This is a genomic window from Pandoraea sp. XY-2 (assembly GCF_004193915.1).
Lineage (GTDB): Bacteria > Pseudomonadota > Gammaproteobacteria > Burkholderiales > Burkholderiaceae > Pandoraea > Pandoraea cepalis.
Genome location: NZ_CP030849.1, coordinates 4,991,450 through 5,017,475, shown reverse-complemented (window position 1 = coordinate 5,017,475; position 26,026 = coordinate 4,991,450). Strand labels below are relative to the sequence as shown.

At 64.5% G+C, this 26,026-nt stretch carries 17 protein-coding genes and 1 pseudogene; 6 read left to right on the top strand and 12 right to left on the bottom strand.

All coding sequences use genetic code 11. The features are described from left to right. Positions 1–50: 50 nt before the first annotated feature. From DRB87_RS22750 to DRB87_RS22735, 4 genes and pseudogenes are all read right to left on the bottom strand, one after another. Positions 51–935: a hemin ABC transporter substrate-binding protein gene (locus tag DRB87_RS22750; protein WP_240756114.1), complete on the bottom strand. Its 885-nt coding sequence runs from the start codon at positions 933–935 to the stop codon at positions 51–53. A 40-nt stretch (positions 936–975) separates the two neighbouring features. Further along, positions 976–2,103 carry a hemin-degrading factor gene (locus DRB87_RS22745; protein WP_130027607.1) on the bottom strand — a complete coding sequence of 376 codons (1,128 nt, stop codon included), beginning with the start codon at positions 2,101–2,103 and terminating at the stop codon, positions 976–978. A gap of 87 nt (positions 2,104–2,190) precedes the next feature. After that, positions 2,191–4,574: pseudogene (locus DRB87_RS22740) on the bottom strand (TonB-dependent hemoglobin/transferrin/lactoferrin family receptor). A gap of 303 nt (positions 4,575–4,877) precedes the next feature. Beyond that, positions 4,878–5,339, bottom strand: coding sequence for an Lrp/AsnC family transcriptional regulator (locus DRB87_RS22735; RefSeq protein WP_130027606.1), 462 nt, complete (start codon positions 5,337–5,339; stop codon positions 4,878–4,880). A 234-nt stretch (positions 5,340–5,573) separates the two neighbouring features. Here DRB87_RS22735 and DRB87_RS22730 point away from each other — a divergent pair, with 234 nt between their 5' ends. Beyond that, positions 5,574–9,179 (top strand): indolepyruvate ferredoxin oxidoreductase family protein, encoded by a 3,606-nt coding sequence (locus tag DRB87_RS22730; protein WP_130027605.1) that lies wholly within the window; start codon positions 5,574–5,576, stop codon positions 9,177–9,179. Between the two features lie 127 nt (positions 9,180–9,306). Here DRB87_RS22730 and DRB87_RS22725 read toward each other — a convergent pair whose 3' ends face one another. Beyond that, complete coding sequence (locus DRB87_RS22725; protein ID WP_165385395.1) at positions 9,307–10,512, bottom strand: MFS transporter; 1,206 nt, start codon at positions 10,510–10,512, stop codon at positions 9,307–9,309. Between the two features lie 426 nt (positions 10,513–10,938). Here DRB87_RS22725 and trpS point away from each other — a divergent pair, with 426 nt between their 5' ends. After that, positions 10,939–11,967, top strand: coding sequence for a tryptophan--tRNA ligase (gene trpS / locus DRB87_RS22720; protein WP_017233850.1), 1,029 nt, complete (start codon positions 10,939–10,941; stop codon positions 11,965–11,967). 485 nt (positions 11,968–12,452) lie between these two features. Here trpS and DRB87_RS22715 read toward each other — a convergent pair whose 3' ends face one another. The 6 genes from DRB87_RS22715 to DRB87_RS22690 form a co-directional block, all read right to left on the bottom strand. After that, entirely contained in the window at positions 12,453–13,481 is a 1,029-nt protein-coding gene (locus DRB87_RS22715) for a hypothetical protein (protein WP_130027603.1), read from the bottom strand. Between the two features lie 371 nt (positions 13,482–13,852). Then, complete coding sequence (locus DRB87_RS22710) at positions 13,853–15,085, bottom strand: amidohydrolase family protein (protein WP_130027602.1); 1,233 nt, start codon at positions 15,083–15,085, stop codon at positions 13,853–13,855. A 64-nt stretch (positions 15,086–15,149) separates the two neighbouring features. Further along, a complete protein-coding gene (locus tag DRB87_RS22705) occupies positions 15,150–16,430 on the bottom strand; it encodes an MFS transporter (RefSeq protein ID WP_130027601.1) in 1,281 nt (426 codons plus the stop codon). Between the two features lie 225 nt (positions 16,431–16,655). Continuing rightward, complete coding sequence (locus DRB87_RS22700; RefSeq protein ID WP_017233845.1) at positions 16,656–17,558, bottom strand: LysR substrate-binding domain-containing protein; 903 nt, start codon at positions 17,556–17,558, stop codon at positions 16,656–16,658. Between the two features lie 38 nt (positions 17,559–17,596). Continuing rightward, positions 17,597–18,985 carry a class II fumarate hydratase gene (gene fumC / locus DRB87_RS22695; protein WP_206100046.1) on the bottom strand — a complete coding sequence of 463 codons (1,389 nt, stop codon included), beginning with the start codon at positions 18,983–18,985 and terminating at the stop codon, positions 17,597–17,599. 219 nt (positions 18,986–19,204) lie between these two features. Beyond that, the gene (locus DRB87_RS22690) at positions 19,205–20,080 is read right to left on the bottom strand and encodes a LysR family transcriptional regulator (protein WP_130027600.1); all 876 of its coding nucleotides are present in this window, start codon (positions 20,078–20,080) and stop codon (positions 19,205–19,207) included. Between the two features lie 217 nt (positions 20,081–20,297). Here DRB87_RS22690 and DRB87_RS22685 point away from each other — a divergent pair, with 217 nt between their 5' ends. Together DRB87_RS22685 and DRB87_RS22680 are read left to right on the top strand one after the other, a co-directional pair. Continuing rightward, entirely contained in the window at positions 20,298–21,806 is a 1,509-nt protein-coding gene (locus DRB87_RS22685) for a CoA-acylating methylmalonate-semialdehyde dehydrogenase (protein WP_130027599.1), read from the top strand. Between the two features lie 167 nt (positions 21,807–21,973). Then, complete coding sequence (locus tag DRB87_RS22680; RefSeq protein ID WP_130027598.1) at positions 21,974–23,608, top strand: GMC family oxidoreductase; 1,635 nt, start codon at positions 21,974–21,976, stop codon at positions 23,606–23,608. Positions 23,609–23,737: 129 nt separating this feature from the next. Here the strand turns inward: DRB87_RS22680 and DRB87_RS23160 are convergent, their stop codons facing one another. Continuing rightward, positions 23,738–23,911, bottom strand: a complete 174-nt coding sequence (locus DRB87_RS23160; protein WP_165385394.1) for a hypothetical protein — start codon at positions 23,909–23,911, stop codon at positions 23,738–23,740. 522 nt (positions 23,912–24,433) lie between these two features. On the opposite strand from DRB87_RS23160, the gene DRB87_RS22675 reads away from it, so the two are divergent. Then, entirely contained in the window at positions 24,434–25,213 is a 780-nt protein-coding gene (locus DRB87_RS22675; RefSeq protein WP_017233839.1) for an ABC transporter ATP-binding protein, read from the top strand. 8 nt (positions 25,214–25,221) lie between these two features. Then, positions 25,222–25,983, top strand: coding sequence for an ABC transporter ATP-binding protein (locus DRB87_RS22670; protein WP_130028024.1), 762 nt, complete (start codon positions 25,222–25,224; stop codon positions 25,981–25,983). Positions 25,984–26,026 lie beyond the last annotated feature (43 nt).

The following is a 26,026-nucleotide window of genomic DNA, read 5'->3' as shown; positions in this document are numbered from 1 at the left end:
AGTTTCGTTCACGGGCGAATGGCGGATTTCGGGATAGCCTTGGCGCATGGTCAAGCGGTGTGCACGCGCAGCGCGAGATCGGCAACCGCCTGCGGCAGTCGCGGACCGAAGCCGAGCAGGTACAGCGCGTCGAAGCTCACCACGCGTTTGGCGCGTCCGGCGGGCGTGTTCGCGAGCCCCGGTTGTGCGAGCAGCGTTACCGCGGGATCGGCGGGCGATGGCCCGGTCGTGGTCGTGAGCAGCACGTCGGGCTGGGCCGCGACGGCCGCTTCCGCCGTCAGCGGCCGGTAGCCGGTGAAGCCACGCAACGCATTCTCCGCACCGGCGTAGGCGAGCATGGCGTGCGCCGCCGTGTCTTGCCCCGCCACCATCACCTGGTTGCCCATGTGGCCGAGGATGAACAGCACGCGTGGGCGGCGCGCGATGCCATACCGTTGTTCGACGTCGTCGCGAACGCGCAGCCAGTCGGCGGTAAAGCGGTCCGCCACGCGTGCGCCGTCCTTGGGCACGCGCAGAGCGGTGGCGACGGCGCGAATGTTGTCGAGCACTCGCTCGGCGGTGTAGCCGTGTACGAAGCGCTCGACCGGCACGCCCGCCGCCGCGATCTGCGACAGCACGTTGGGCGGCCCCGCTTCCGCGCCCGCGAGCAGCAGGTCGGGACGCAGCGAGAGCACGCCTTCCGCCGACAAGGTGCGCAGGTACCCGATCTTGGGCAGCCGGGTGGCCGCTTCCGGATACAGGCTCGTCAGATCGTTGGCGATCACGCGATCCTGCGCACCGAGCGCGTAGACGATTTCGGTGAGTGCGCCGCCCGCGACCACGACGCGCTTCGGCCCGCCTCGCCCAGGTGCCTCAGGCGTCGTTGCGCTGGCCTGCGCCGCAATGGCTCGCGCGCCCAGCCACGCGCCGACTGCCAGCGCAGCGCCCCTGATCAACAGAGCGCGCCGCGAGGCCCGCGTGTGTCGATCGGGCGGTTCACGTCGAAGTCTCCGTGACGCCTTGCGCGTCTCCCGCGTGCGACGCATGCCTCACTCGAGCGAGCGTCTCGCGCCAGTCGTCGCGCTCGGCCTCCCCGGGCTTGCGCTCACCAAAGAGCATGGCGATCACCATGCCCGAGGCATCGAGCAGTTCCAGCGAGGTGACGATGCCATCTGCCGTCGGCTTGCGCACGATCCAGGCCGAGTCGACAAGGTCTTCACGCAGATGCAGGTTGAAGCCCGGATCGAGCACATTGACCCACGGACCCATCACGCGAATCGTCTTTACCGGCCCCGTGTGGATCTGGATCATGCCCGCGTTGCCGACGAACACCATGATCGGCAGGGCGGTGCCGGCGGCATCGTCGAGCAACGCGCGCACCGATGCCGCCCTCACGCGTTGCGCATGACCTTCGGGGGCGAGACGCAACGCTTGGGCGCGCGACACCCGGTGGCGCTTGAGCAGTTCGAAGAACTGATGTGTGTCGGTCATGGCCAGCCAGTCGCGCTGGAAGGCGGCGGCGTCGATGTCGGCCTCAGGCGTCTCGGCCTTCGGGACGTCGGCAGCGACGACGTGCTGACCCGGCGTCTGGTCGCTCGCGCGAAAGCGGGCGACGAGGGCGTCATACGCGAGCGCATCGCTGTGATCGCGCAGGAACATCTTGTGCACGGCAGTGCCGGTCTTGTCGAAGAATTGCAACGAGCGGCGGGGGCCGTTCTCCGTCGGCGTTTCGACGGCATACGCGAACGCCCATTGGTGATAGAAGACGCGCAGGTCGAGGTCTTTGCCGAGCCCCAGGCCAATGGTGCCGGTGTGCGAGAGCTTCTCGTACTGACCCTCCTTTTCGTGAACCGCGGCGTTGTTGCGCGTGAGCGCCATGACACGCCCCAGCGTGGGCAACGCTTCGACGATCTCGATGAACTCGGGACGCAGCCTCACGACGTGCTCGCCGACGAACGCCGCGACCGTCTCGCCTTCGGAGACGCCCAGGGCGGCGGCGGCGTCGCGATCGCGCAGGTTCCGTTCGGTCTTGACGCGGTGGAAGTCGCTGCGCAGGCGGGTGACGTCGGCGAGCGCAGGGAACGCCGGGTGGGCGGCGGGGGTGGCGGTTTGCGTGTTCATCATGGCGATTCCTTGGTGGCGGGGGTTGCGTTCGTTGCGTGATGGCGGGCGCGCGAGCGGGAGCGCCGTTGCGAGTCTCGTGCCGTCGAATCAGTACTGAAGCTTCAGGCTCACGGCCACGCTGCGGCCCGGTGCCGAATACGCGTCCTTGAGCGTTGAGCTATCGGCGAGGCCGCGCACGTCCGACCAGTTCCAGGCCTTGCGGTCGAACACGTTGTAGATGCCGGCGTAGAGCGTCGCGGACTTGTTGAGGCGATAGCCGCCCGACAGGTCGAGCACGACCGACGACGGGGGGCCCAGCAGGTCTGGTTCTGCTGCGTGCCCGAGGTGCAGGTTTTCGCGATCTGGCTTTGTGCCTTCGCGGCCTGAAAGAGCAGGTCGGCTTGCGCGAACCACGTCGTGTTCGGCTCGTAGCGCACGCCGAGCACTATCGAGAACGGATTGACGGTGTTGAGCGGCTGGGTGGCGGCGCCGTTGTTTTGCGTCGTGCCGTGTGTGTAGGCCATTGCCGTGCGCAGCGTCACGCCGCCCTGGAGCGCCCACGTGGCGCGGCCCTCCCAGCCCTGGATGCGGGCGCGGCTGTAGTTCACGTACTGATAGATGAGCGGATCGCTCGGGCGGCCCGAGCCGCTGATGTTCTGCTGCGAGATGAAGTTGCGGTAGTTGCCGGCGAAGACGGCGGTGCTGTAGGTGACGGGGCCGAGCGTGGTGGCGAGGCGTCCGCGCAACCCCAGCTCTAACGTGTCGCTCGTCTCGGGCTTGAGGTTCGGGTTCGCGATCGACATGTAACCGAAGATCGGATTCGAGAAGCCGTTGTTGACCTGGTCGGGCGTTGGCGTGCGGAAGCCGCGTGCATATTGCACGTAAGGAATCAGCGACGGCGCGATCTCGTACATGATCGCCAGACGCGGCGAGAACGCGCCATCGTTCGACGACGTCGGTTGAACGCGCGCGCCGGAGGCCGTCTGCGACACATACAGCGGATCGTTCTGCTTGGGCGAGAGCCAGTAGGCGTCGTAGCGAATGCCCGGCGTGACGCTCAGCGCGCCGTAGCGGATCTCGTCCTGCGCGAAGGCGCCGAACAGTGTGTAGTCGGTGTCCGGGAACGCCTTGTTGGGGAACGACTCGCCCATGCCCGGCACGGTGCCGTTGCGATAGCTGGTGATGTAAGCGAGGCTCGCGTCGGCGCCGTATACGAGCTTGTGCACGAGCGGGCCGGTCGTGAAGTGGCTTTCCGCCTGCACGGCGCCACCGACGGTGCGCTCCTTGTACGTGTTGTCGCGCGTGCGATCGCCCGCCGTGCGTTTCTCGTACGCGAACTGGCTGTTTTTCGCGTCCTGGAAGTACAGCAGCGCGTGCGCGTTCTGCACGTAGGCCTGCGAGGCGTCGTTGAAGTCGTAATCGAGGCTGACGCGGTTGCGTTCGAGACGATCGCTCGTGTTCAGGCCCAGTGTCGTGGGCGGATTGATGGCCGACAAAACGTTCGAGTCCACCCGACGGCGCACGGTCTCGCCCGTGAGCTTGAACGTCGAGCGGGGCGTGGCCTTGAAGACCAGCTTGCCGAGCACGGAGTCGCCATTGCTGTCCTGTGGGTTGGCCGTTGTGCGCGACGTGCTGGCCGAGTTGTTGGTGCCCTTGCCGTCGAGTTCGTGGCCCTTGTTGCCGTCGACGATCACCATGCCCTGCCACTGCTCGCCGCCCCACGCGGCCTGGGCGGTCGTGCCGAAGCTGCGGTCCATCGAGTTGAAGTACGGGCGCAGCGAGACATAGGTCGACTTGCCGAACACATCGAGCAGGTCTTGGGGATCCTTGGTGAGGAAGTTGACGACGCCGGTGAGGCCATCGCTGCCGTAGAGCGACGAGGCGGGGCCGCGCAGGATTTCGATGCGGCGCAGCAGGTCCATGCCCAGATAGTCGCCACGACCCGCTTCGAGCGGACCGAACGCATAGCCGGACGGCATGCGGATGCCGTCTTCGAAGAGCGCCACGCGGTTGCCTTCGAGGCCACGAATGTTGATGCTCGAATTGCCGTCTCGACCGCCGCCGGCGGCCGCCGAAGCGGGACGATACGGCGCGCGGCGCACGGTGACGCCGGGCTCGTAGCGCAGGGCTTCCTTGATGTCTTGCGCTTGTTGTTCTTCGAGATCCTGATCGGTAATGACCGAAATCGACGCCGGGGTTCGATCCGCTTTGGTCGGGGTGCGCGTCGCCGTGACGTTGACCTCCCGCAGATTGGCTTCAGCGACCTGCAAGGACGTGTTGGGCGAGGCTTGCGCGAGGTGATGCGTCTCAACGGACTGCGCCGAGCCCGTGCCCGATGCTGCTTGCGCGAAGACCGCGGGCGACCAGAACGCAGCAAGCACTGCCCCTGCGAGCGGGCGGAGACGCCATCGACGCGCCGGATCGCGTGGCGATTCTTCGGATCGGATCGAACCGTGGATGCCGAATTTCCGGCCACCCCGGCGCGTTGACATGACAAAAGCGCGGCCCCCGCCGCTTGACGACTGCTTCACTGCTGGCTCCCAGAGCAAGAAAACCCCGTTGCTGGCTGGCAAGCGCTCGTGGCAATCGTCGTGTTCCGCGTGTCGTTATCGAGGCTCGGGAACACGCCGGCAGGCGCGGCTGGCGAAAGATCTCACGCCCTGCGGCCGGATAGGTTCGGCCTTGAGACGAAGATGTTAATAAGAATCATTTACATTGTTGACGAAGAACGGCCGACGCGTCAAGGGGCGAGGTGACGCGATGTCAATGAATGGGAAGGGGATGAAAGGCGCGCGTCAGATCGGCAGGCTCGTATCGAACTTGATTTCACGCAGCACGACGCTGGTCTTGACGTTGGCCACTGCGGGCAGACGGAAGATGTGTTCGTGCAGGAACGCGTCGTAGGCCTTGATGTCGGGCGCCACGATTTTGAGGATGTAGTCGGCTTCGCCCGTGGTGCTGTAGCACTCCGTCACTTCCGGGCAGGTGCGGATTTCGCGCTCGAACTGCTCCGTGCCGCCCTCCGTGTGGCGGGTGAGTTGCACGTGGGCCAGGGCGCACACGTGCAGGCCGAGCTTTTCCCGATCGAGCAGCACCGTGTAGCGCTGGATCACGCCGCTTTGCTCCATGTCCTTGATGCGCCGCCAGCACGGTGTTGCCGACAACCCCACGTTATCCGACAGTTCCTGCGCCGAGCGGCGCGAGTCGATCTGCAATAGCCGCAGAATCTGGCGTGCAAAATTATCGAGTAATTCCATTTCTCAAAACCGCCATCTACGAAATGAACGTTTCTTATTGTGCGCCAAACGGAGTGAAATAGTAAAAATCTTTCTCGTACCTCCCCATACACTGCTTGCATACCGATGCGTGGCCGCTCGATGCGGTCGGGACGTCGAGACGAACAGAACAAATGCCCCGAAGCACGGCCGATGTCGCCGTCAGATCGATCTGACGCAGGCCGCGGGGATCAGGAGAGACACGATGAATGCCCCATGCGCGCCGCCCTTGCGACGCCGACGGCCAATCCCCTGGCCCATCCCGATTACCAGCTCTCCGACGCGCTTGCGGCGAGTCGCGGTCAGATTTTCCTCACCGGCACGCAGGCGCTCGTGCGCATCCTGCTGATGCAGCATCAGCTCGACGCCGCGCGTGGCCTGAACACCGCGGGCTTCATCAGCGGATATCGCGGCTCGCCGCTCGGCGGCGTGGATCAGCAGTTGTGGAAGGCGAAGAAGCTGCTCGATGCGGCCAACGTCAAGTTCCTGCCGGCGATCAACGAAGAGTTGGGCGGTACCGCCGTCATGGGCACGCAACGCGTGGAGGCCGACCCGGAGCGCACCGTCGAAGGCGTGTTCGGTATGTGGTACGGCAAGGGCCCGGGCGTGGACCGCGCGGGCGATGCGCTCAAGCATGGCAACGCGTATGGCGCGTCGCGTCACGGCGGCGTGGTCGTGGTGGCCGGCGATGACCACGGCTGCGTGTCGTCGTCCATGCCGCATCAGAGCGACTTCACGATGATGTCGTGGAGCATGCCGGTACTCAATCCGGCCGACATCGGCGAACTCGTCGAATTCGGTCTCTACGGCTATGCGCTGTCGCGTTTCTCGGGCGCTTGGGCGGGCCTGAAGGCCATCTCCGAGACAGTCGAGTCGCGCGGCACCGTCGACCTCGACAAGATCCGCACGGACTGGGTCGAGCCGTCCGACTGCGTCGCACCCGCGGGCGGCCTGCACAATCGCTGGCCCGATCTGCCGAGCCTGGCGCTCGAAGCGCGTCTGGTGGACAAGCTCGATGCCGTGCGCGCCTTCTCGCGCGTGAACAGCATCGACAAGTGGATTGCCCCGGCGCCGGACGCCGACATCGGTATCGTGACGTGCGGCAAGGCGCATCTCGACCTGATGGAGACGCTGCGCCGTCTCGACCTTACCGTCGACGATCTCGCGGCGGCCGGTGTGCGCATCTACAAGGTCGGCCTGTCGTTCCCGCTGGATATGTCGCGCCTGGACACGTTCGTCGCTGGCCTGAAGGAAATCCTCGTGATCGAGGAGAAGGGCCCGGTCGTCGAGCAGCAGATCAAGCAATACCTCTACAACCGCACGACGGGCACGCGCCCGAGCGTGCTCGGCAAGACCGACGCCGAGGGCCGCGCGCTGCTCTCCGCGCTGGGCGAGTTGCGGCCATCGCGCGTGTTGCCGGTGTTCGCCGATTGGCTGGCAAAGCATCGCCCGACGCTCGATCGCCGTGAACGCGTGGTCGATCTCGTGGCGCACGACATCCTGTCGAATGCGGCCGACGGCGTGCGTCGCGTGCCGTATTTCTGCTCGGGATGCCCGCACAACACGTCGACGAAGGTGCCCGAAGGCTCCATCGCGCAGGCCGGTATCGGGTGTCACTTCATGGCGTCGTGGATGGATCGCGACACCACGGGATTGATCCAGATGGGCGGCGAGGGTGTCGACTGGGCCGCGCACTCGCACTTCACCAAACGTGCGCACGTCTTCCAGAATCTGGGCGACGGCACGTACTTCCACTCTGGTTTGCTCGCGATTCGTCAGGCGGTGGCCTCGAAGGCGAACATCACCTACAAGATTCTCTACAACGACGCCGTGGCGATGACGGGCGGCCAGCCGGTCGACGGCTCGATTTCGGTGCCGCAGATCGCGCGCCAAGTGGAAGCCGAGGGCATTGCGAAGCTCGTCGTGGTGAGCGACGAGCCGGAGAAGTACATCGGCCACGAAGGCCAGTTCCCGAAGGGCACGACGTTCCATCACCGTAGCGAACTCGATGCCGTGCAGCGCGAGTTGCGCGAGATCGCGGGCACGACCGTGCTCATTTACGATCAGACGTGCGCGGCCGAGAAGCGTCGTCGTCGTAAGAAAAACGAATTCCCGAATCCAGATCGGCGTCTGTTCATCAACGAGGCGGTTTGCGAGGGCTGCGGCGATTGCGGCGTGGCATCGAACTGCCTGTCGGTCGAGCCGGTGGAAACGGCGCTGGGGCGCAAGCGTCGCATCGATCAGTCGTCGTGCAACAAGGACTTCTCCTGCGTGAACGGCTTCTGCCCGAGCTTCGTGTCGGTCAAGGGCGCGCAGTTGAAGAAGGCGCTCGCCGCTGCCTTCGATCAGGCGGCCTTCGAGGGACGTCTGAACGCGCTGCCGCAGCCGAGCGCGCTCGCCGGCGATGCACCGTTCGACATCATGGTCACGGGCGTGGGCGGCACGGGTGTCGTGACAATCGGTGCGCTCATCACGATGGCGGCGCATCTGGAAGGCAAGAGCGCATCGGTGCTCGACTTCATGGGTTTCGCGCAGAAGGGCGGCGCCGTGCTGTCGTTCGTGCGCTTTGCCAACACGCCGCAGGCGCTCAATCAGGTGCGTATCGACACGCAGCAGGCCGACGTGCTGCTCGCCTGTGACATGGTCGTGGGCGCCAGTGCGGATGCGCTGCAAACCGTACGACGTGACCGCACGCGCGTGGTGGTCAACACGCATGCGATTCCGAACGCGACGTTCGTGCAGAACCCCGACGCGAATCTTCATGCCGATGCGCTGCTCGAGAAGATGCGTCACGCGGCAGGTAGCGACAAGCTCGATGCGTGCGACGCTCAGGCGCTCGCCCAGCGGTTCCTCGGCGACACGATGGGCGCGAACATCATCATGCTCGGTTTCGCGTGGCAACTGGGGCTGGTGCCGGTGTCGCTGGATGCGCTGCAACGCGCGATCGAGCTGAACAATGTGGCGGTGCCGATGAACCAGCTCGCGCTGGCGATCGGCCGGTTGGCGGCGGGCGATCCGACAGCGTTGACGCAGACGACGGCCAAGGCCACGCCGACGCCGGTCCATGCACCGGTGGCCGACGACATGACGTTCGACGAGCTCGTTGCGCATCGGATGACGTTGCTGACGCAGTACCAGAGTGCAGCGTATGCGGCGCAGTTCGCTGCTTTCGTGAAGCAGGTGGCCGATGCGGAAACGCGCGTGGCGGGGGCGCCGGGTCGCTTGTCGCGTGCCGTTGCGCAGCAGCTCTCGCGCCTGATGGCCTACAAGGACGAGTACGAAGTGGCGCGGCTGTATGCGCAGACGGACTTCGCCGACGCATTGGGCGAGACCTTCGAGGGCAAGCCGGGGCGTGACTTCCGAGTTGAGTTCCATATGGCGCCGCCGCTGATTGCCCGCGGCAAGGACGGTGGGGTGCCGAAGAAGGTGACGATCGGGCCGTGGCTGTGGCCGGTGCTGCGCGGGATGGCGAAGCTGCGCGGCTTGCGCGGCGGCGCGCTGGACGTCTTCGGTTACACGCTGGAGCGCCGCATGGAGCGTCAGTTGATCGCGGACTATCGCACGACGATGGAGCGCGCGTTGGCAGGCTTGTCGACAGAGACGCTGGCCGATGTGATCGCCCTGGCCGAAGCGCCGGCGAAGATTCGCGGCTATGGCCATGTGAAGCTGGCGAACCTGGCGATGGCCAAGCGCGTGGAGGCCACGATTGCGGGTCGGCTGGGCGTGATCCCTGCCACGGGCGATGCCGTCGAGCAGGCGCTGGCGCACGCGCGTAGCAACGGCAAGTCGCTCAAGGGCATTCCTGTGGTGACGGCGAAGTAAGGGGATCGGCTTGATCGGGGGCGCCTTCCGCAATAAGACATGAGGGCGCCCCATTCGACAATTACCTACCAAACTTGTTGGAACGAGTGGCAGGAAGCTTGTCAAACGGTTTGGCTTCGTTCGCCATTCACGAGTGTGGCGGCGGGCGTTGTGCGACGGGAACCAGGCGGGTGAACAGGGCGAGTCCGATAGCGGCGCTTCCTGCGCATAGAAACACGAACTCGATGCTGGTGACGTTTGAAAGGGCACTGCCGATCAGCGGCGCAATGATCATCAGCAGCAGCTGAAGACTTCTGCCAGTGGACGTCACCGTCCCCAACACCTCGCGGGGACATTCCCGCTGGAACGTCAGCATCATCAGCATGACGCCAAGTCCGTACCCGAATCCGTTCCCGATCCAAAGGCCGAGCATGGCGACTACCGGCAATGTGGCGTTCGCGTAGACAATGGCCGCAGGCGCCAATATGGTGATGCCGAAGAGCAGCGATGAAGCAGCGAGCAGATCCGTCGGGGGCCATCGCCTTACCGCTGCTTTGAAGGCAAGTGTCCCCAGTATTGCGCCGGCTGCCGTGCACCCCACAATGCTGCCGAAGGTCCCGTCGGGATAGCCGCGCGCTTTCAGAAACAGAGCGAGCAGTGCGTCGTAGAAGCCGAGGACAAACGCCTGGCATAGCGTGACAAGGAACACCCGGCGCAGCATGGCGTGATGCATCAGGACATCGTGGAAGACTGACCAGACGGGACGTGCTGAGGGGAGAGCCCCGCCGCGTTTGCCGGTGTTTGGGGCGGGTCGGTTTGGCAAGAGCAGGATGCCGATGACGCTGAGCGCCGCCGAGATGGCAAAACCCGGAAGGTGCCATGTCGCCAGCAGTGCTGCGACGAGCGGTGCTACCAGTTTCGCCAACTGATCAATGAGCGTGACTTTGCTGGCATTGCCGGGAAGTGCCTCGTCGGCCAGCAAGCGGCGAAACAACTGTTGTTCGGCTGGGCCGGGGACGAGGTTGGCGAATCCTTTCGATGCGACGCAGATGAGAAAAATCCCGACGGTAGGGGCTTGCCAGAGCGCCAGCGCCGTGGCAGCGCGAATAAGGTAGCTCCAACGCAACATCCGCCATGGACAGTGGCGATCCACGAGTGCTCCGATCCACGGGCCCGCAAGGACGCCGGGCACGCCGTAGAACGCCATCGCGAATCCAATCACGACGGCGTCGGCATTCCACCGAAATGCGAGGTTTTCGAAGATAAGTGTGAAGTCAATCCATAGGATCGACGCGCCGATTGCACGGGAGGCGAGCAGACGCGAGTAGTTTCCTGCTAGGCGTGTAGCAATCAAAGCGAATCTCTTTACGATGCGGTGGTGTGCTGATCGCGCATGTATAGCTGATTTTCGACAACGAAACCGTCCAGGCCGACGTTTCGCGCAAAACGAGCGAGGTCCGACGATCGATTGATGAAGCCGGTGCCGTTGAAATTCAGAAAGTACTTCGTGAAGCGAAATGGTCTTGCCGTTTCGATAGCGTCGGTACGCGCTCGGCGCCGTCCACATGAACCGCACCGGGATTCGTAGCTGCCGATCGGGGGAAGCGTTCAGGCGTCGCGGCCGATTCTGTACCGCCTTCGCGCCGACGCGCTACCATTCGGGGGTTAAGGTTGACGCAATGGGGTGAGGCGGATGCCGGTGGTGGCGTTGCGACAGGAGGCCGTCCATCGCGCACGAGGCATTGGGACTTGCCATAAGCGCTTGATTACGGAGAGGAAAATGAGTGTTTCGAAGGCACCTGCGGATCGCAAGGTGATCCTCACGGGTGACCGCCCGACGGGGCCGCTGCATCTGGGCCACTATGTCGGCAGTCTGAAGAACCGCGTGGCGTATCAGCACGAGTACAAGCAGTTCATTCTGGTCGCCGACGCGCAGGCGTTGACGGACAACACCGATGATCGCGGCAAGGTGCACCGCAACGTCTCGGAAGTGGCGCTCGATTATCTGGCCGTCGGCATCGACCCCAGCGTGACGACCATCTGCGTGCAGACGTGGCTGCCCGAACTGACCGAACTCACCTTCTACTACCTGAACCTCGTGACCGTGGCGCGCCTGGAGCGCAACCCGACCGTCAAGCAGGAGATCGGGCTGCGTAACTTCGAGCGCGATATTCCGGCCGGCTTTCTCACGTATCCGGTGAGCCAGGCGGCGGACATCACGGCGTTTCGGGCCACCCTCGTGCCGGTCGGCGAAGACCAGTTGCCGATGATCGAGCAGACGAACGAAATCGTGCGCCGCCTGAACCGTCTGGCCGATCGCGAGATCCTGGTCGAAGCAAAGGCGCTGGTGCCGCCGATCGGGCGTCTGCCCGGCATCGACGGCAAGGCCAAGATGAGCAAGTCGCTTGGCAACGTGATCAACATCTCGTCGACGCCGGACGAGATCCGCGCCGCCGTGAAGAAGTGCTACACCGATCCGCTGCATCTGAAGGTGGAGGATCCGGGGCACCTCGAAGGCAACGTGGCCTTCGCGTATCTCGACGCCTTCGACGAAGACAAGGAAGGCTTGCAGGCGCTCAAGGATCACTACGTGCGCGGCGGTCTGGCCGACTCGAAGGTGAAGGCGCGTCTGGAAGAGCGGTTGCAGGAAATGCTGCGTCCGATGCGTGAGCGTCGCGAGGAATTCGCCAAGAATCCGGAGTTCGTGTGGGACATGCTGCGCGCCGGTACGGAGCGTGCGCGTGAGACGGTCTCGCAAACGCTCGAGGATGTGCGCTCGGTGTTCGTCACCCCGGGTTGGAAGAAATAAGGCGTGCGCTGACCGTTGCGTCGGCGTCTTGCCTTAAGAGAAAAGCAGCCCGGACGGGCTGCTTTTTTTCATGGGCGCGGCCGAGGGCGATGCGTTGTCGCGGGAGGCGTGCGTGCGCCAGGTCGGGTCGCACTGGCGGTTTCGCCGTTGGGGCTCGATCCACACTGCGCCATGTCGTTCCTGAACGATTCGGCGCGGAGCAGGGGTTGCGCCTCGTCAGCGGATGCATCGCGCGCCGCAGCGCCGGCGTTCGCCTGACGGACGAGGCGCTCGACGCGGGACAGCGCCGTATTCTGCAGGCTCAGCAGTTCCGCGAGGCCGTTTTCCGCGTCCGTCAGGGCGTCCCTGATCTGCCCTTGTGCAGCGAGTGTTCGATAGCGTTGCGCCAAATCGACGGCGGGCGGGGCAGATACGTACTTGATTGGACGCATAGTGAATTTGTCTCCTCGTGTTGAATGAACCCTCGCCGAGCCAATGGCTCGCCGTCAAAGCCGAGTATTCCCAAACGTGTGGTCGAGATGCTCGAGATTCTCGTTGAGCACGCGCTGATTGCGTGTGGCGCGCGCAATGTCGTGACCGAGCTCGTCGAGACGCGCCTGTATTTCGGTGGTCGCTCCCGATTGATGCACACTGTGCCTCGCTTCCAGCCCGCGATTGACGGCGTCGTTCAGGTTCTTGATCGCCGTGATCTCGTTCGATAGCTTGCCCCAGCCGCGATTGCGTGCATAACCGAAGACATTGAAGATCCCGTTGCACGCCGTGAGCACACCGGCAGCCGTCGAGGCGAGCTTCAACCCCACCGCGAGACCGACAAGTGCGGGCAGCAACCCGGGAAGCACCGCCGATGCGACGCCTAACGAGACCGTGATGACCAGGAACGAGACGAGAATCAGGATTCTTGTCTTCCATCTCCGCTTCTCGCCCGGGATGGCCGCCTGGGCCTGAGTCAGATAGTGGTTGATCAGCGGCTCGGTCTTGCTCAACAGTTCGCCCGTCACCACGAATGCCGCGTATAGCTCCGCCTTCGCTTGTCGAAGCGCTGCCGGCGTCATCTCTGCGTTTTCCAGGGCCCGCTGCTGGTCCGCCAGAACCCGTCGCACCGATGTCGTGCACACCATCGTGTCGAGTGCGGCTTTCAAATGACGGAGCGCGTCGAACGCCGCCTTCGCTTTCGGCGTCAGTTGCGCCGTGTCGGAGATCGATTGTTGGGCGTCGACGCGCTTGAGCGATGTGAAGGACAGATCGCTCGCCTTGCCGATTTTCACGATGGCCTTCTCGAACTGGTCGATCAGTGCGTCGACGCCGAGAATATCGGACGTCGCATGCGTCGAGACGACCTCCGACAGCCGTGCGATGGCGTCGTATTCGCCGGACAGTTTGCCCCGGACCGCTTCGGGGCTGACCGTTTGCGCCGCCGCATCCCAATCGCGCTTGATCGCGCTCAGGTTCGCAACGATGTCGGCCCGGAGCGTTTCGATCGTGGGTAGGGCATCGTCGCCCACGGTGACCGACAATGCAGATCCAGGGGTTGGCGCATGCTGCCGAACCCCGACCTGTTTCCATTCGGACCGCGTAATTGGCGATGACTGCTTGGCGACGCGACCGCCAAAGACGGTATCGAAGCCTAATGACATGTAGGATGGCGGAGCGAGCTTCATGGGTAGACACCTTCTGCGCGACATTGCGAGGAGTCTATGCAGCGGCGCACCGCCGCGCTTTTCATTCGCGCGTCGAATTGTCGGAATCGGGGTATCGAGGCACCACCGGCAACGACTGCGGTCGCAATAAAAAGCGCCGCGATGTGCGAGACATCGCGGCGCTTCTCCTTCCGCTCACCGCGAACGCGCTTGCGCGTGTTGCCGGGCGGCGGCTTCGGTGATTGCGGTTATTCCGGCTGCTTGGCGACCTTCCCGTCCTTGAAGACCCAGCGGATGTTTTCGCCCTGGCCGGTCAGCACCTCGATGGATTCGAGCGGATTGCCGTCGACGACCAGCACGTCGGCCAGCGCGCCCGGCGCGATCACCCCCAGCTCGCCCGCGCGATTCAGAATCTCCGCACCGATGACCGTTGCCGAGCGAAGCGTCTCGGCGGCCCCCAGCACGTCGGCACGGATCGTCAGCTCGTCGGACTGGTACTTGTGCATGTCGCCGAGCAGGTCGGAGCCGAAGCCCATCTTCACACCCGCGTCGCGATAGATCGAGAGCGATTCGCGCCCCGCGCGCTGCACGCTCTCCACCTTGGCCACCGACTCCGGCGGCAGGCCCAGCGATGCGCCGTCCTTGGCCAACGCGTCGTAGGTGACCAGCGTCGGCACAACGTATGCGCCTTTCTCGGCCATGAGCTTCGCCGTCTCGGCGTCGCACAGATTGCCGTGCTCAATGGTGCGCACACCGCAGCGCACGGCGCGCGCAATCGCACGCGGGGTGTAGGCGTGAGCCATCACATAGGTTTGCGCCGCCTCGGCTTCGGCGACCGCTGCGCGGATCTCGTCTTCCGAGTATTGCGTGTTGGCGATCGGATCGACCGGCGACGCCACGCCTCCCGAGGCCATTAGCTTGATTTGCGTGGCGCCCTTTTGAATCTCCTCGCGCACGGCGAGGCGGATCGGATCGACACCGTCGACGACGCGCCCGATCGCGCCCGCGCGAAACGCGCACGAGCACGGCTCCAGCGTGTCGCTGCGCGGACGGAAATCGCCATGTCCGCCCGTCTGTGAGAGCGCCTTGCCCGACGGGAAAATGCGCGGCCCCGGAATCACGCCCTGCTCGATGGCCTGTTGCAGCGCCCAATCGGCGCCACCGGCATCGCGCACGGTCGTGAAGCCGCGATTGAGCATGCCCTGCATGATCGGCAGCGACTTGAGCACGGTGAGTACGTTCGGCTGGCTGGCATTCGTGCCGAGGTTCGGATGCGAGGCGAGCACGTGCACGTGGCAGTCGATCATGCCGGGCATGACGGTCTTGCCGGTGACGTCGATCACCGTCGCGCCGTCGATGTCTAGCGGCGTGGCGCTGAGCGCGGTAATGCGATTGCCCTCGATAGCGACATCGTGACTTTCCAGCAGGCGGCCGGCGACTGCATCGAGCACATTGCCGCCGCGAAGCAGGGTAACGGACATGGGGAATTCCTTGAAAAAATGCACAAGGCGCGCCGGTGAGGGCGCGCCTTGACGACAGGGGGACTCAGGCCTTGGGCAGCGGCTTCACGAAGCACGTGCCGACGAGGCTGATGGCCGCCGCGACGATCACGTAGATGGCCGGCGCCATGTTGCTGCCCGTGCGGGCAATCAGCCACGTGATGATGAGTGCGGCGAAGCCGCCGAAGATCGTCACCGCGAAGTTATAGGCCACCGACAGACCCGTCGAGAGCACCTTCGCCGGGAACATCTCGGAGAACGCCGCGAGAATCGGACCGGTATAGCAAGCGATGAGCAGGCCGAACACGATCTGGAACATCAGCAGCGAGTGCAGGCCAGGCGCCACGTTCAGATACGTGAACATCGGCCATGCGAGCAGCAGGATCAGCAGGGCCGAGCCCGAGAGGAACGGACGGCGGCCATAGCGATCCGCCAGACGTCCCACCACCGGCGCGAACACGAGAATCATCGCGCCGCCGACCATGCCCGCCGTGAAGCCATCGGAGGCCTGCAGCTTGAGCACGCGCTGGGCATACGTCGGCATGTAGAACAGCAGCACGTAGGTGCAGATCGTCCACAGCACGACCATGGAGAAGCTGGCGAGCGTCTCACGCGGATATTGCGAGAGCACGTCGCGCAACGGCGTATCGGACTTCTCGGCATGCTGGAACGTCGGCGTTTCGTCGATCTTGTTACGGATGTAGAAACCGACCGGGCCGATGAGCATGCCGACGAGGAACGGCACGCGCCAGCCCCACGACGCGAGCGAGGCGTGATCGAGTTCCGTCGTCACGAACGTGCCCACGGCCGCGCCGAGCAGCACGGCGAAGCCGATGCTCGACTGAATCCAGGCCGAGTAATAGGCGCGCTGATTGGCGGGCGCGTACTCGGTCAGGAAGGCCGTTGCGCCGCCCATTTCGCCGCCGGCCGAGAAGCCTTGCAGCAAACGCGCCAGCACGATGATGAGGGGCGCGCCCAGACCGATCTGTTCGTAGGTTGGGGCCAGACCTATCATCGCGGTGCCGGCGGCCATGAGCAGAATGGTGAGCGACAGGGCTGCCTTGCGGCCCACGCGGTCGGAATAGATGCCGAGCACGATGCCGCCGACCGGACGCATGAAGAAGCCCACGCCGAACGTGGCCACGGCCAGCAGGAACGACGACAGATCGTCGCCGGTGGGGAAGAATTGCTTCGCGATGATGGCCGCGAAGAAACTGTACACGGTGAAGTCGAACCACTCGAGACCGTTACCGATCACCGTCGCCACGATCGCGTGACGGCGCTGACGGGCCAGGTTCTGTTGAGGCACTGCCAAAGTCGCCTGCATCTGAGTCTCCCGAAAGATGGGTGGCGTCCGTTGCGTGCCTTGCGACTACGTCATACCGGTAATACGCCTGCTTTTATGTCGGATCACGTCTGCGCTCCCATCGGGATCGGCACACGTGCGCGGATAAGACACAAAGTAGTGCAGACAAAATGACAGGCCAAACGAAAATTCCGCATGTTGCCATGCGTGTGGCGCATGGCAACGATCCAAGAGATGGCGTAACCCCTATGATGGGGAACAATATTCCGTGTAGATCCAGTTACGGAAAATTCGCGCTGCGGCATGCTCGTGGCGCTCGGCAGGCCATACGAGATAGTAGCCGCCGCCCAGGCTGGCGGTCGCATGGCACGCCTGCACGAGCAGGCCCGCGTCGAGGCACGGATCGATCATATGACGCCATCCCATGACCAAACCGCCACCCTCGATCGCCATCTGCACGAGTAGCGGGTAGTAGTTCGCGCTCACCATGCGCGGAAACTTCGGGGCGTTCACCCCCTGCAGCTCGAACCAGTCGGTCCATGACATCCACTTGCGCTGGCCGTCTTCGATGAAGAGCAGTGTCTCGCCGACGAGATCGGCCGGCGTGAGCTGGCGCCCGCGCAAATAGGTGGGCGAGCAGACGGGAAACACTTCCTCGTCGAAGAGCCGCCGACCGGCGAAGTCCGGGGGCAGGTCGTTACGCACGTAATAGACGCCGAGATCGAACTCCGACGCGGACAGCGACGTCATGCCGTCTTTCACGATCACGCGAATCTTGATGTCGGGGTGCGCGGCGCGAAATCGCATGAGTTGTGGCGTCATCCACAACACAGCCACGCCCGACGAGCAGGCCACGGTGAGTTCCAGATCGCCGCGCCGCTTCATCAGGTCGGCGGTGGCTTCGGCGCACTCGCCGAGCAGGCGCTGGATCTGTTCGGCGTAGCGTTGCCCCGCCACCGTTAGCCGCAGCGTGCGATGCTCGCGCGTGAACAGCGCGCGCCCGAGGAATTCCTCGAGCTGCGCGATTTGCCGGCTGACGGCGCTTTGCGTGAGATTGAGTTCGACGGCGGCCCGCGTGAAGCTCGCGTGCCGCACGGCTGCATCGAAAGCAATCAGGCAATGCAACGGCGGCAACGGCGAGATGGGCATGCGGGGTGGCGAAGTGAAGGACGAGGGGGCGCGCGAAATCAGCGCTTGCCGACCATCTGCTCGGGGCGAACCCAGGCGTCGAACTGCTCGGCCGTGACGTGGCCCAACGCGAGGGCGGCCGCCTTGAGCGTAGTGCCTTCCTTGTGCGCCTTCTTGGCGATCTGCGCGGCCTTGTCGTAACCGATGTGCGGGTTGAGCGCGGTCACGAGCATGAGCGACTCTTCGAGCAAAGTGCCGATGCGCGCGCGGTTCGGTTCGATGCCGATGGCGCAGTTGTCGTCGAAGCTCACCGCACCATCGGCCAGCATGCGCACGCTTTGCAGGAAGTTATGGATGAGCATCGGCTTGAACACGTTCAGCTCGAAGTTGCCCATCGAGCCGCCGATGTTGATCGCCACATCGTTGCCGAGCACCTGGGCGCACAGCATCGTCATCGCCTCGCATTGGGTCGGATTGACCTTACCCGGCATGATCGAGCTGCCCGGTTCGTTTTCCGGAATCATCAGCTCGCCAATGCCGCAGCGCGGGCCGCTGGCCAGCCAGCGCACGTCGTTGGCGATCTTCATCAGGCTGGCGGCGAGCGTCTTGAGCGTGCCGTGCGCGTTGACGATGGCATCGTTGGCGGCCAGCGCTTCGAACTTGTTCGGCGCGGTGACGAACGGCAGGCCGGTGTCGCGCGCGAGCGTGGCGGCCACTTGCTTCGCGAATTCGGGATGCGCGTTCAGGCCCGTGCCCACCGCCGTGCCGCCGAGTGCCAGTTCCGCCACGTGGGGCAGGGCGTCGTCGACGTGCTTCAGACCGTGGTCGATCTGCGCGACCCACCCCGAGATTTCCTGGCCGAGCGTGAGCGGCGTGGCGTCCTGGAGGTGGGTGCGGCCGATCTTGACGATATCGTCATAAGCGCGGGCCTTGGCGGCGAGCGTGTCGCGCAGTTGGCCGACGCCGGGCTTCAGGTGATTGACGAGGGCGTCGAGGGCGGCCACGTTCATGGCCGTCGGGAACACGTCGTTCGACGACTGGCCTTTGTTCACGTCGTCGTTGGGGTGCACGAGACGCGTTTCGCCGCGCACGCCGCCGAGCAGTTCGCTGGCGCGGTTCGCGAGGACTTCGTTCATGTTCATGTTCGACTGCGTACCCGAGCCGGTTTGCCACACGGCCAGCGGGAATTCGTCGTCGTGCTGAGCGGCGATGACTTCGTCGGCGGCCTGGATGATGGCGTCGGCCTTTTTCGCGTCGAGCACGCCCAGGCTCTTGTTGACCTCGGCGGCGGCGCGTTTCACGCGAGCGAGCGCGCGCACGAGTTCGCGCGGCATCTTCTCGGTGGAAATCTTGAAGTTCTGCAGCGAGCGCTGCGTTTGCGCACCCCAGAGACGGTCGGCGGGTACCGCAATTTCGCCGAAGGTATCGCGTTCCATTCTCACAGACATGATCGACTCCTCGAAGACAGAGTTAAATTCTAGAGCTTTCACCGGGATCCGGCATGGCAGCGTCTTCCGGGATGCGCCACGACGTGGACATGAATCGCGGGACAGGGGGCTTTTGAAGGTTTGGAACCCGAAGGCCCGAGCCCCGAATTATGCGCCCCAACCGTGGGTAGAGGGCGCGGGGCGTTGGGCGAGGGCGTGCCGTAGCCGTTGCTCGCGCGCTCAGGCCCAGACCGCCGTCACCAATTGCAAGGCGGCGGCGATGGCGGGTTCTTCGCGTCGCGAGGCCAGCGTGACGAACGTGAGTTCCGTCGGCACGCTTACGCCGTCGGCGATCACCAGACCATGAGCGTGCGCCTCGCGCAACGCGATCGAGTCGCGCACGAGCGAAAGGCCAACGCCGGACTTCACCAGATCGAGCATCGACGGCTCCTGATCCACTTCCGCCACCTTCGTGGGCGACACGCCCAGAGCGCCGAACCGTTCCGTGAGCAGGCGGTTGTGGGCTGATTCGGGGGGTGTCCAGATCCACGGCAACGCGGCGAGTTCGCGCCATCCGCGCCGGGCCACGCGCTCGCGCCAGCCGGCGGGCGCCAGCACCTGATAGGAGAATGGCGTGAGCGTGATGGCGTGAAAGCGCTCGGGGTCAGGCAGGCCGAGATAGAAGCCGACGTCGAGTTCGCCGCGCCCCAGTTGTTGCAGCACCGAGCCGGACATCCCCTGATGCAGCGCCGTCTCGATCTGCGGATACGACTCGACCAGCCGTTTGAGAAAGGCGCCCAGCCGGGTGAATTCGGGATCGAGAATCGTGCCGATGCGCAGCCGTCCGCGCACCGTGTCGCGCATCGCGCCGGCCGCCTGCTGCAGATCGGCCAGCGCGGCGAGCATGCGCTCGGCCAGTGGCAGCAGGACCTGCGCGTCGCGCGTGAGCGCCAACCCCTGCGCCGTGCGTGTGAAGAGCGTGAGCCGCAGCGCCTCCTGGAGCGCTTTCGCCTGCAGGCTGACCGCCGGTTGCGTCAGGTGCAGGCGTTGCGCGGCGCGGGTGAGGTTGCCCTCGTGGGCGATGGCGACGAAAGCGCGAAGATGGGCGAGTTCCATGGGGAGGTCATGCCCGGGCGGCGCCCGAGGTGTGCGTTATCGGGGAAGGAAGAGCAACATAAGTGAATCTTATATTGCTTTTGATAATTTCTCATTGGATTGCGTCGGTGCGCCGCAGTACGCTTGGCGCTTAATGTGGCGTGAGCCGTGGGCGAGCGTTTGACGAAACAGGGTAGTGGCCGTGTCACCGACTTGGCCGGATTCGGGGGAGATAAACATGAGAAATGCTGATATTCCGACAGTGGGCCACTTCATCGGCGGCCGCCGCGTTGCGGGTGACGGCGAGCGTTTCGGCGACGTCTTCGATCCGGCGCAAGGCGCCGTCGGCGCGCGAGTGGCATTGGCCGGTGTTGATGACGTGAATGCTGCAGTGGCGTCGGCCAAGGCAGCGCTGCCGTCGTGGGCGGAGATGGCGCCGCTCAAGCGTGCCCGCGTGCTCTTCAAGTTCAAGGCGTTGCTCGACGAGCATCAGGAAGCGCTGGCGCGCATCATCACGCGGGAACACGGCAAGGTGTTCTCCGATGCGTGCGGCGAAGTCACGCGCGGCATCGAAGTCGTGGAGTACGCCTGCGGCGCGCCGAGCCTGCTCATGGGCAAGCACAGCGACAACATCGGCGGAGGTATCGACAACTGGCATCTGCGTCAGCCCGTTGGCGTATGTGCCGGCATTACGCCGTTCAATTTCCCGGTGATGGTGCCGATGTGGATGTTCCCGATGGCGCTGGCGTGCGGCAATACGTTCGTGCTCAAGCCGTCCGAGCGCGATCCGTCGGCCAGCCTGTTGATCGCCGAGTTGCTGCGCGAAGCGGGACTGCCCGACGGTGTTTTCAACGTGGTGCAGGGGGACAAGGTGGCGGTCGACGCGCTGCTGGCGCATCCGGATGTCGACGCCCTGTCGTTCGTGGGCTCGACACCGATTGCCGAGTACATCTATACGGAAGGCACGCGTCACGGCAAGCGAGTGCAGGCGCTCGGCGGCGCGAAGAATCACCTGGTGGTGATGCCCGACGCGAATCTCGATCAGGCGGTCGACGCGCTGATCGGTGCGGCCTACGGGTCGGCGGGCGAGCGCTGCATGGCGATTTCGGTCGCGGTGGCCGTGGGCCAGGTGGCGGATCGTCTGGTCGATGCGTTGGTGCCGCGGGTGAAGGCGTTGCGCGTGGGGCCAGGGGTGGACGAAGCCTCGGAAATGGGGCCGGTCGTCACCGGCGCGCACAAGGCGAAGATCGAGGGCTATATTGCCGATGGGGTGAGCGCGGGGGCCAAGCTGCTGGTTGACGGCCGCGGTTTGCAGGTGCCGGGCCACGCGCAGGGGTTTTTCCTCGGCGGGACGCTGTTCGATCATGTCACGCCCGAGATGACGATCTATCGGGAAGAGATCTTCGGGCCGGTGCTGGCGGTGGTGCGTGTGCCGGATCTTGCGGCGGCCATCGACCTTGTCAATGGGCACGAATATGGCAATGGCGTCTCGTGCTTTACCAGCGACGGTGGCGTGGCGCGTGCGTTTTCGCGTCAGGTGAAGGTCGGCATGGTGGGCATCAACGTGCCGATTCCGGTGCCGATGGCGTGGCAGTCGTTCGGCGGCTGGAAGCGTTCGCTGTTTGGCGACCATCACGCGTATGGCGAGGAGGGCATTCGTTTCTACACGCGCTTCAAGAGTGTGATGCAGCGCTGGCCGGACAGCATCGCCAAGGGGGCGGAATTCACGATGCCGGTGGCGAAATAATCGAGTGCCGTGCGGATCGGCGCGCACCGGGGTGTCGCGCCGGATGTCGGACCTGATGACAAAAATGAACCCGGTGCGGGTGGCGACAGTCCATCCCACTCGGGTGCCGCACCAGTGTTGGCACCGCACCATGGCGAGTGCTGCGCCATCGACGGAGACAGGCGGGAATGAACAAGCAGGCAGCGAAGCCGGATCGCTTCGATTACATCATTGTGGGGGCCGGCTCGGCCGGGTGCGTGCTGGCCAATCGCCTCACGCAGGACCCCGACGTCACGGTGCTGCTGCTCGAAGCGGGCGGCAAGGACGATTATCACTGGATTCACATCCCCGTCGGCTACCTCTACTGCATTGGCAATCCGCGCACCGACTGGCTGTATCGCACGCAGGCCGAGGCAGGGCTGAACGGGCGTTCGCTCGCGTATCCGCGCGGGCGGGTGCTGGGCGGAAGCTCGTCGATCAACGGCATGATCTACATGCGCGGCCAGCGTGAGGATTACGACGTGTGGGCCGACGCCACCGGCGACGACGGCTGGCGTTGGGACAACGTGCTGCCGCTCTTCAAGCGCAGCGAGGATCACCACAAGGGCGGCACGGCGTTTCACGGCAGTGGTGGCGAGTGGCGTGTCGAGAAGCAGCGCCTGTCGTGGCGCGTGCTCGATTCGTTTGCCGACGCCGCCGAGCAGGTGGGTATTCCCAAGACGGACGACTTCAATCAGGGCGACAACTTCGGCATTGGCTATTTCGAAGTGAATCAGCGGCGCGGTGTGCGCTGGAGTGCGGCCAAGGGGTTCTTGCGTCCGGCGTCGCAGCGGCCGAACCTGACGATCATCACGGGCGCGAGTGTGAGTCGCTTGCTGTTCGAAGGCACACGCTGTACCGGCGTGGCGTATCGCGGCGGCAATGAGGACTTCACGGCGCTGGCGGGTGCCGAAGTGATTCTTGCGGCAGGGGCGGTGAACTCGCCGCATCTGTTGGAGGTCTCGGGCATTGGCGATGGCGAGCGTCTGCGCGGTTTCGGGATCGACGTCGTCTCGGACCTGCCGGGTGTGGGCGAGAACCTGCAAGACCATCTGCAATTGCGCACGGTGTACAAGTTGCGCGGGGTTCCGACGCTCAATCTCACCGCCAAGAGTTGGTTCGGCAAGCTGAAGATCGGCATGCAATATGCGTTTGCGCAGCGCGGACCGATGAGCATGGCGCCGTCGCAGTTGGGGGCGTTCGCTCGCAGTCGTGAGGATATGGCGCGCCCCGATCTTGAGTATCACGTACAACCGTTGTCACTGGAGCGTTTTGGCGAACCGTTGCACAAGTTCAATGCGTTCACGGCGTCGGTGTGCAATCTGCGGCCGACGTCGCGCGGCCATGTCCATTTGAGCTCACCTGACGCGCGCGTTGCGCCCAGCATCGCGCCGAATTATCTGTCGACGGAAGCGGACTTGCGCGTGGCGGCGGATGCCATCAAATTGACGCGCCGCATCGTGGGCGCACCGGCGTTCGCGCGCTATGAACCGCGCGAATATTTGCCGGGGCCGTCGGTCCAGACCGACGCGGAGTTAAAGCGCGCGGCGGGCGACATCGGCACGACGATCTTCCATCCGGTGGGCACGTGCCGCATGGGCCGTGCCAACGATCCCCAGGCGGTCGTCGATGCGCAGTTGCGCGTGCGCGGCGTGCAGAACCTGCGCGTGGTCGATGCGTCGGTCATGCCGGTGATCACGTCGGGCAACACGAACTCGCCGACGATCATGATTGCCGAGCGCGCGAGCGACATGATTCGCGCGGCGCGCAAAGCTGGGCGGTGAGCGAGCACGTGATCAGCAGGCCGGCGAGCACCACGAGCCGTGGCTGATCGACGGCACCCATGCTAGCGAGCGTCAGGCTGCCGAGCAGCACGCGCTTTCGACCGAAGCGAACGGACGTCGGGTCGACGATCAATTGCAGTCCTGAGAGTGCAGCGCCACATGGCCGACGATGGCGGCGATGGCGCGGACGTCGATCTGAAAGTCGAGTGCCATGGCTCTGAACACGGGCAACGTGACATCGAGCAGCAGCGCGCTGATCGCCGTGAGCGAACTGGTGAGCCAAAGGACTTTCGCGCTGCGCATATCGAATCTCTTCCGGGGCGAGCGTTCGATGCTGTCACGAAGTGACGCGGCGTAGTTTGGTGAAAATCCGATGATGACGGCGCCCGACGCACTTTCCGGATTTCCGGATATTTACTATAAAACTTACGTAGTAATACCTAATGTCGGTTGCGCGACTCGCGGCGGGGCATCGTCAAACGGGGCCGGACGCTTATTTGCGGGCGCGGCAAAAGCCTTATGCCATAAGGGGTTGGGGACGTGTTCGCGCCGCGATCGAAGGGTCTCCAAAGCGTGTGTGCATGCGCGTTTCGGTAGACGCGAAGCCTAGTGCAAATCCCAATGATCGCGTTGCAGCAAACCACACACAATATCGGTTCCCAGTGTGCGACCGGACCAAGAATTCGGCGACACACCTTCGGGACGCGGGGCACCTCGCCGACGACGCCACCCACAGCGATGTCCGCCTGCCTCGCGGTTGTCACAGACGATGGTGCCGAGGCGGTCATTTGCCTCGCACCGCCAACCAGGAATGTGGCAGGAGACATGGCGAACAACGATTACATTCTCGAGACCCGCGGACTCACGAAAGAGTTTCGTGGCTTCACCGCCGTGAACGGGGTCGACCTGCGCGTCGCGCGCGGTACCATTCACGCACTCATCGGGCCTAACGGCGCCGGCAAGACGACCTGCTTCAACCTGCTCACCAAGTTCCTCGTGCCCAGCGCCGGCACCATCACGTTCAACGGTGAAGACATCACACGCGAAGCGCCCGCGCAAATCGCGCGACGCGGCATCATCCGGTCGTTCCAGATCTCCGCCGTCTTCCCGCACCTCACCGTGCTCGAGAACGTGCGCATCGGCTTGCAACGCAACCTCGGCACCGCGTTCCACTTCTGGCGCAGCAGCCGTTCGCTGCATCAGCTCGATGCCCGTGCCATGGAATTGCTCGCGGAAGTCAGCCTGACCGAATTCGCCGATACGCTGACCGTGGAGCTGCCCTACGGGCGCAAGCGCGCTCTCGAGATCGCCACGACGCTTGCCATGGAACCCGAACTAATGCTGCTCGACGAGCCGACGCAAGGCATGGGCCACGAAGACGTGGATCGTGTCACCGCGCTCATCAAAAAAGTGTCGGCCGGTCGCACGATCCTGATGGTCGAGCACAACATGAACGTGATCGCCGGCATTTCCGACACCATCACCGTGCTTCAGCGCGGCGAGGTGCTCGCCGAAGGGCCGTATCACGAAGTCTCGAAGAATCCGCAGGTGATGGAAGCCTACATGGGCACCGCGGACGGCGAATTGCAGGGAGCGCACGGGTGAGGACGTCTATGTACGGTAACGGCGGCGGTAATGGTGGCGCGAATGTGCCCGCACTCGAAGTCGAAGGACTGCAGGCCTGGTACGGCGAATCGCACATTCTGCACGGGGTGGATCTGGCGGTCGGCCGCGGCGAGGTCGTGACGCTGCTCGGACGCAACGGCGCCGGGCGCACCACCACGCTGCGCGCCATCATGGGCCTGACTGGCCAGCGTCAGGGCTCGATCCGGATCGGCGGCGAGGAGACCATTCATCTGCCGACCTACAAGGTTGCGCACCATGGCGTGGGCTACTGCCCCGAGGAGCGGGGCATTTTCGCGAGCCTGTCGTGCGAGGAAAACCTGTTGCTGCCACCTTATATCGGTGTGCGAGGCAATCGTCGCGACGACGGCGGGCGCGGCATGTCGCTCGACGAAATCTATGACATGTTCCCCAACCTGAAGGAGCGTCGCCACAGTCCCGGCACGCGCCTGTCGGGCGGCGAACAGCAGATGCTGGCGGTGGCGCGCATTCTGCGCACCGGCGCGAATCTGCTGCTGCTCGACGAGATCTCCGAAGGGCTCGCGCCCGTGATCGTGCAGACGTTGGCACGCATGATCACCACGCTCAAGGCGCGGGGCTACACCATCGTGATGGTGGAACAGAATTTCCGTTTTGCGGCTCCGCTGGCCGATCGCTTCTATGTGATGGAGCACGGCAAGATCGTGGAGCGCTTCGGCGCTCCGGAGCTGGAGGCGAAGATGCCGGTGCTGCACGAGTTGTTAGGGGTATGAGGTGAGTTGCCCGGCGCGCAGACTTGCCGGGCGATGAAACCAG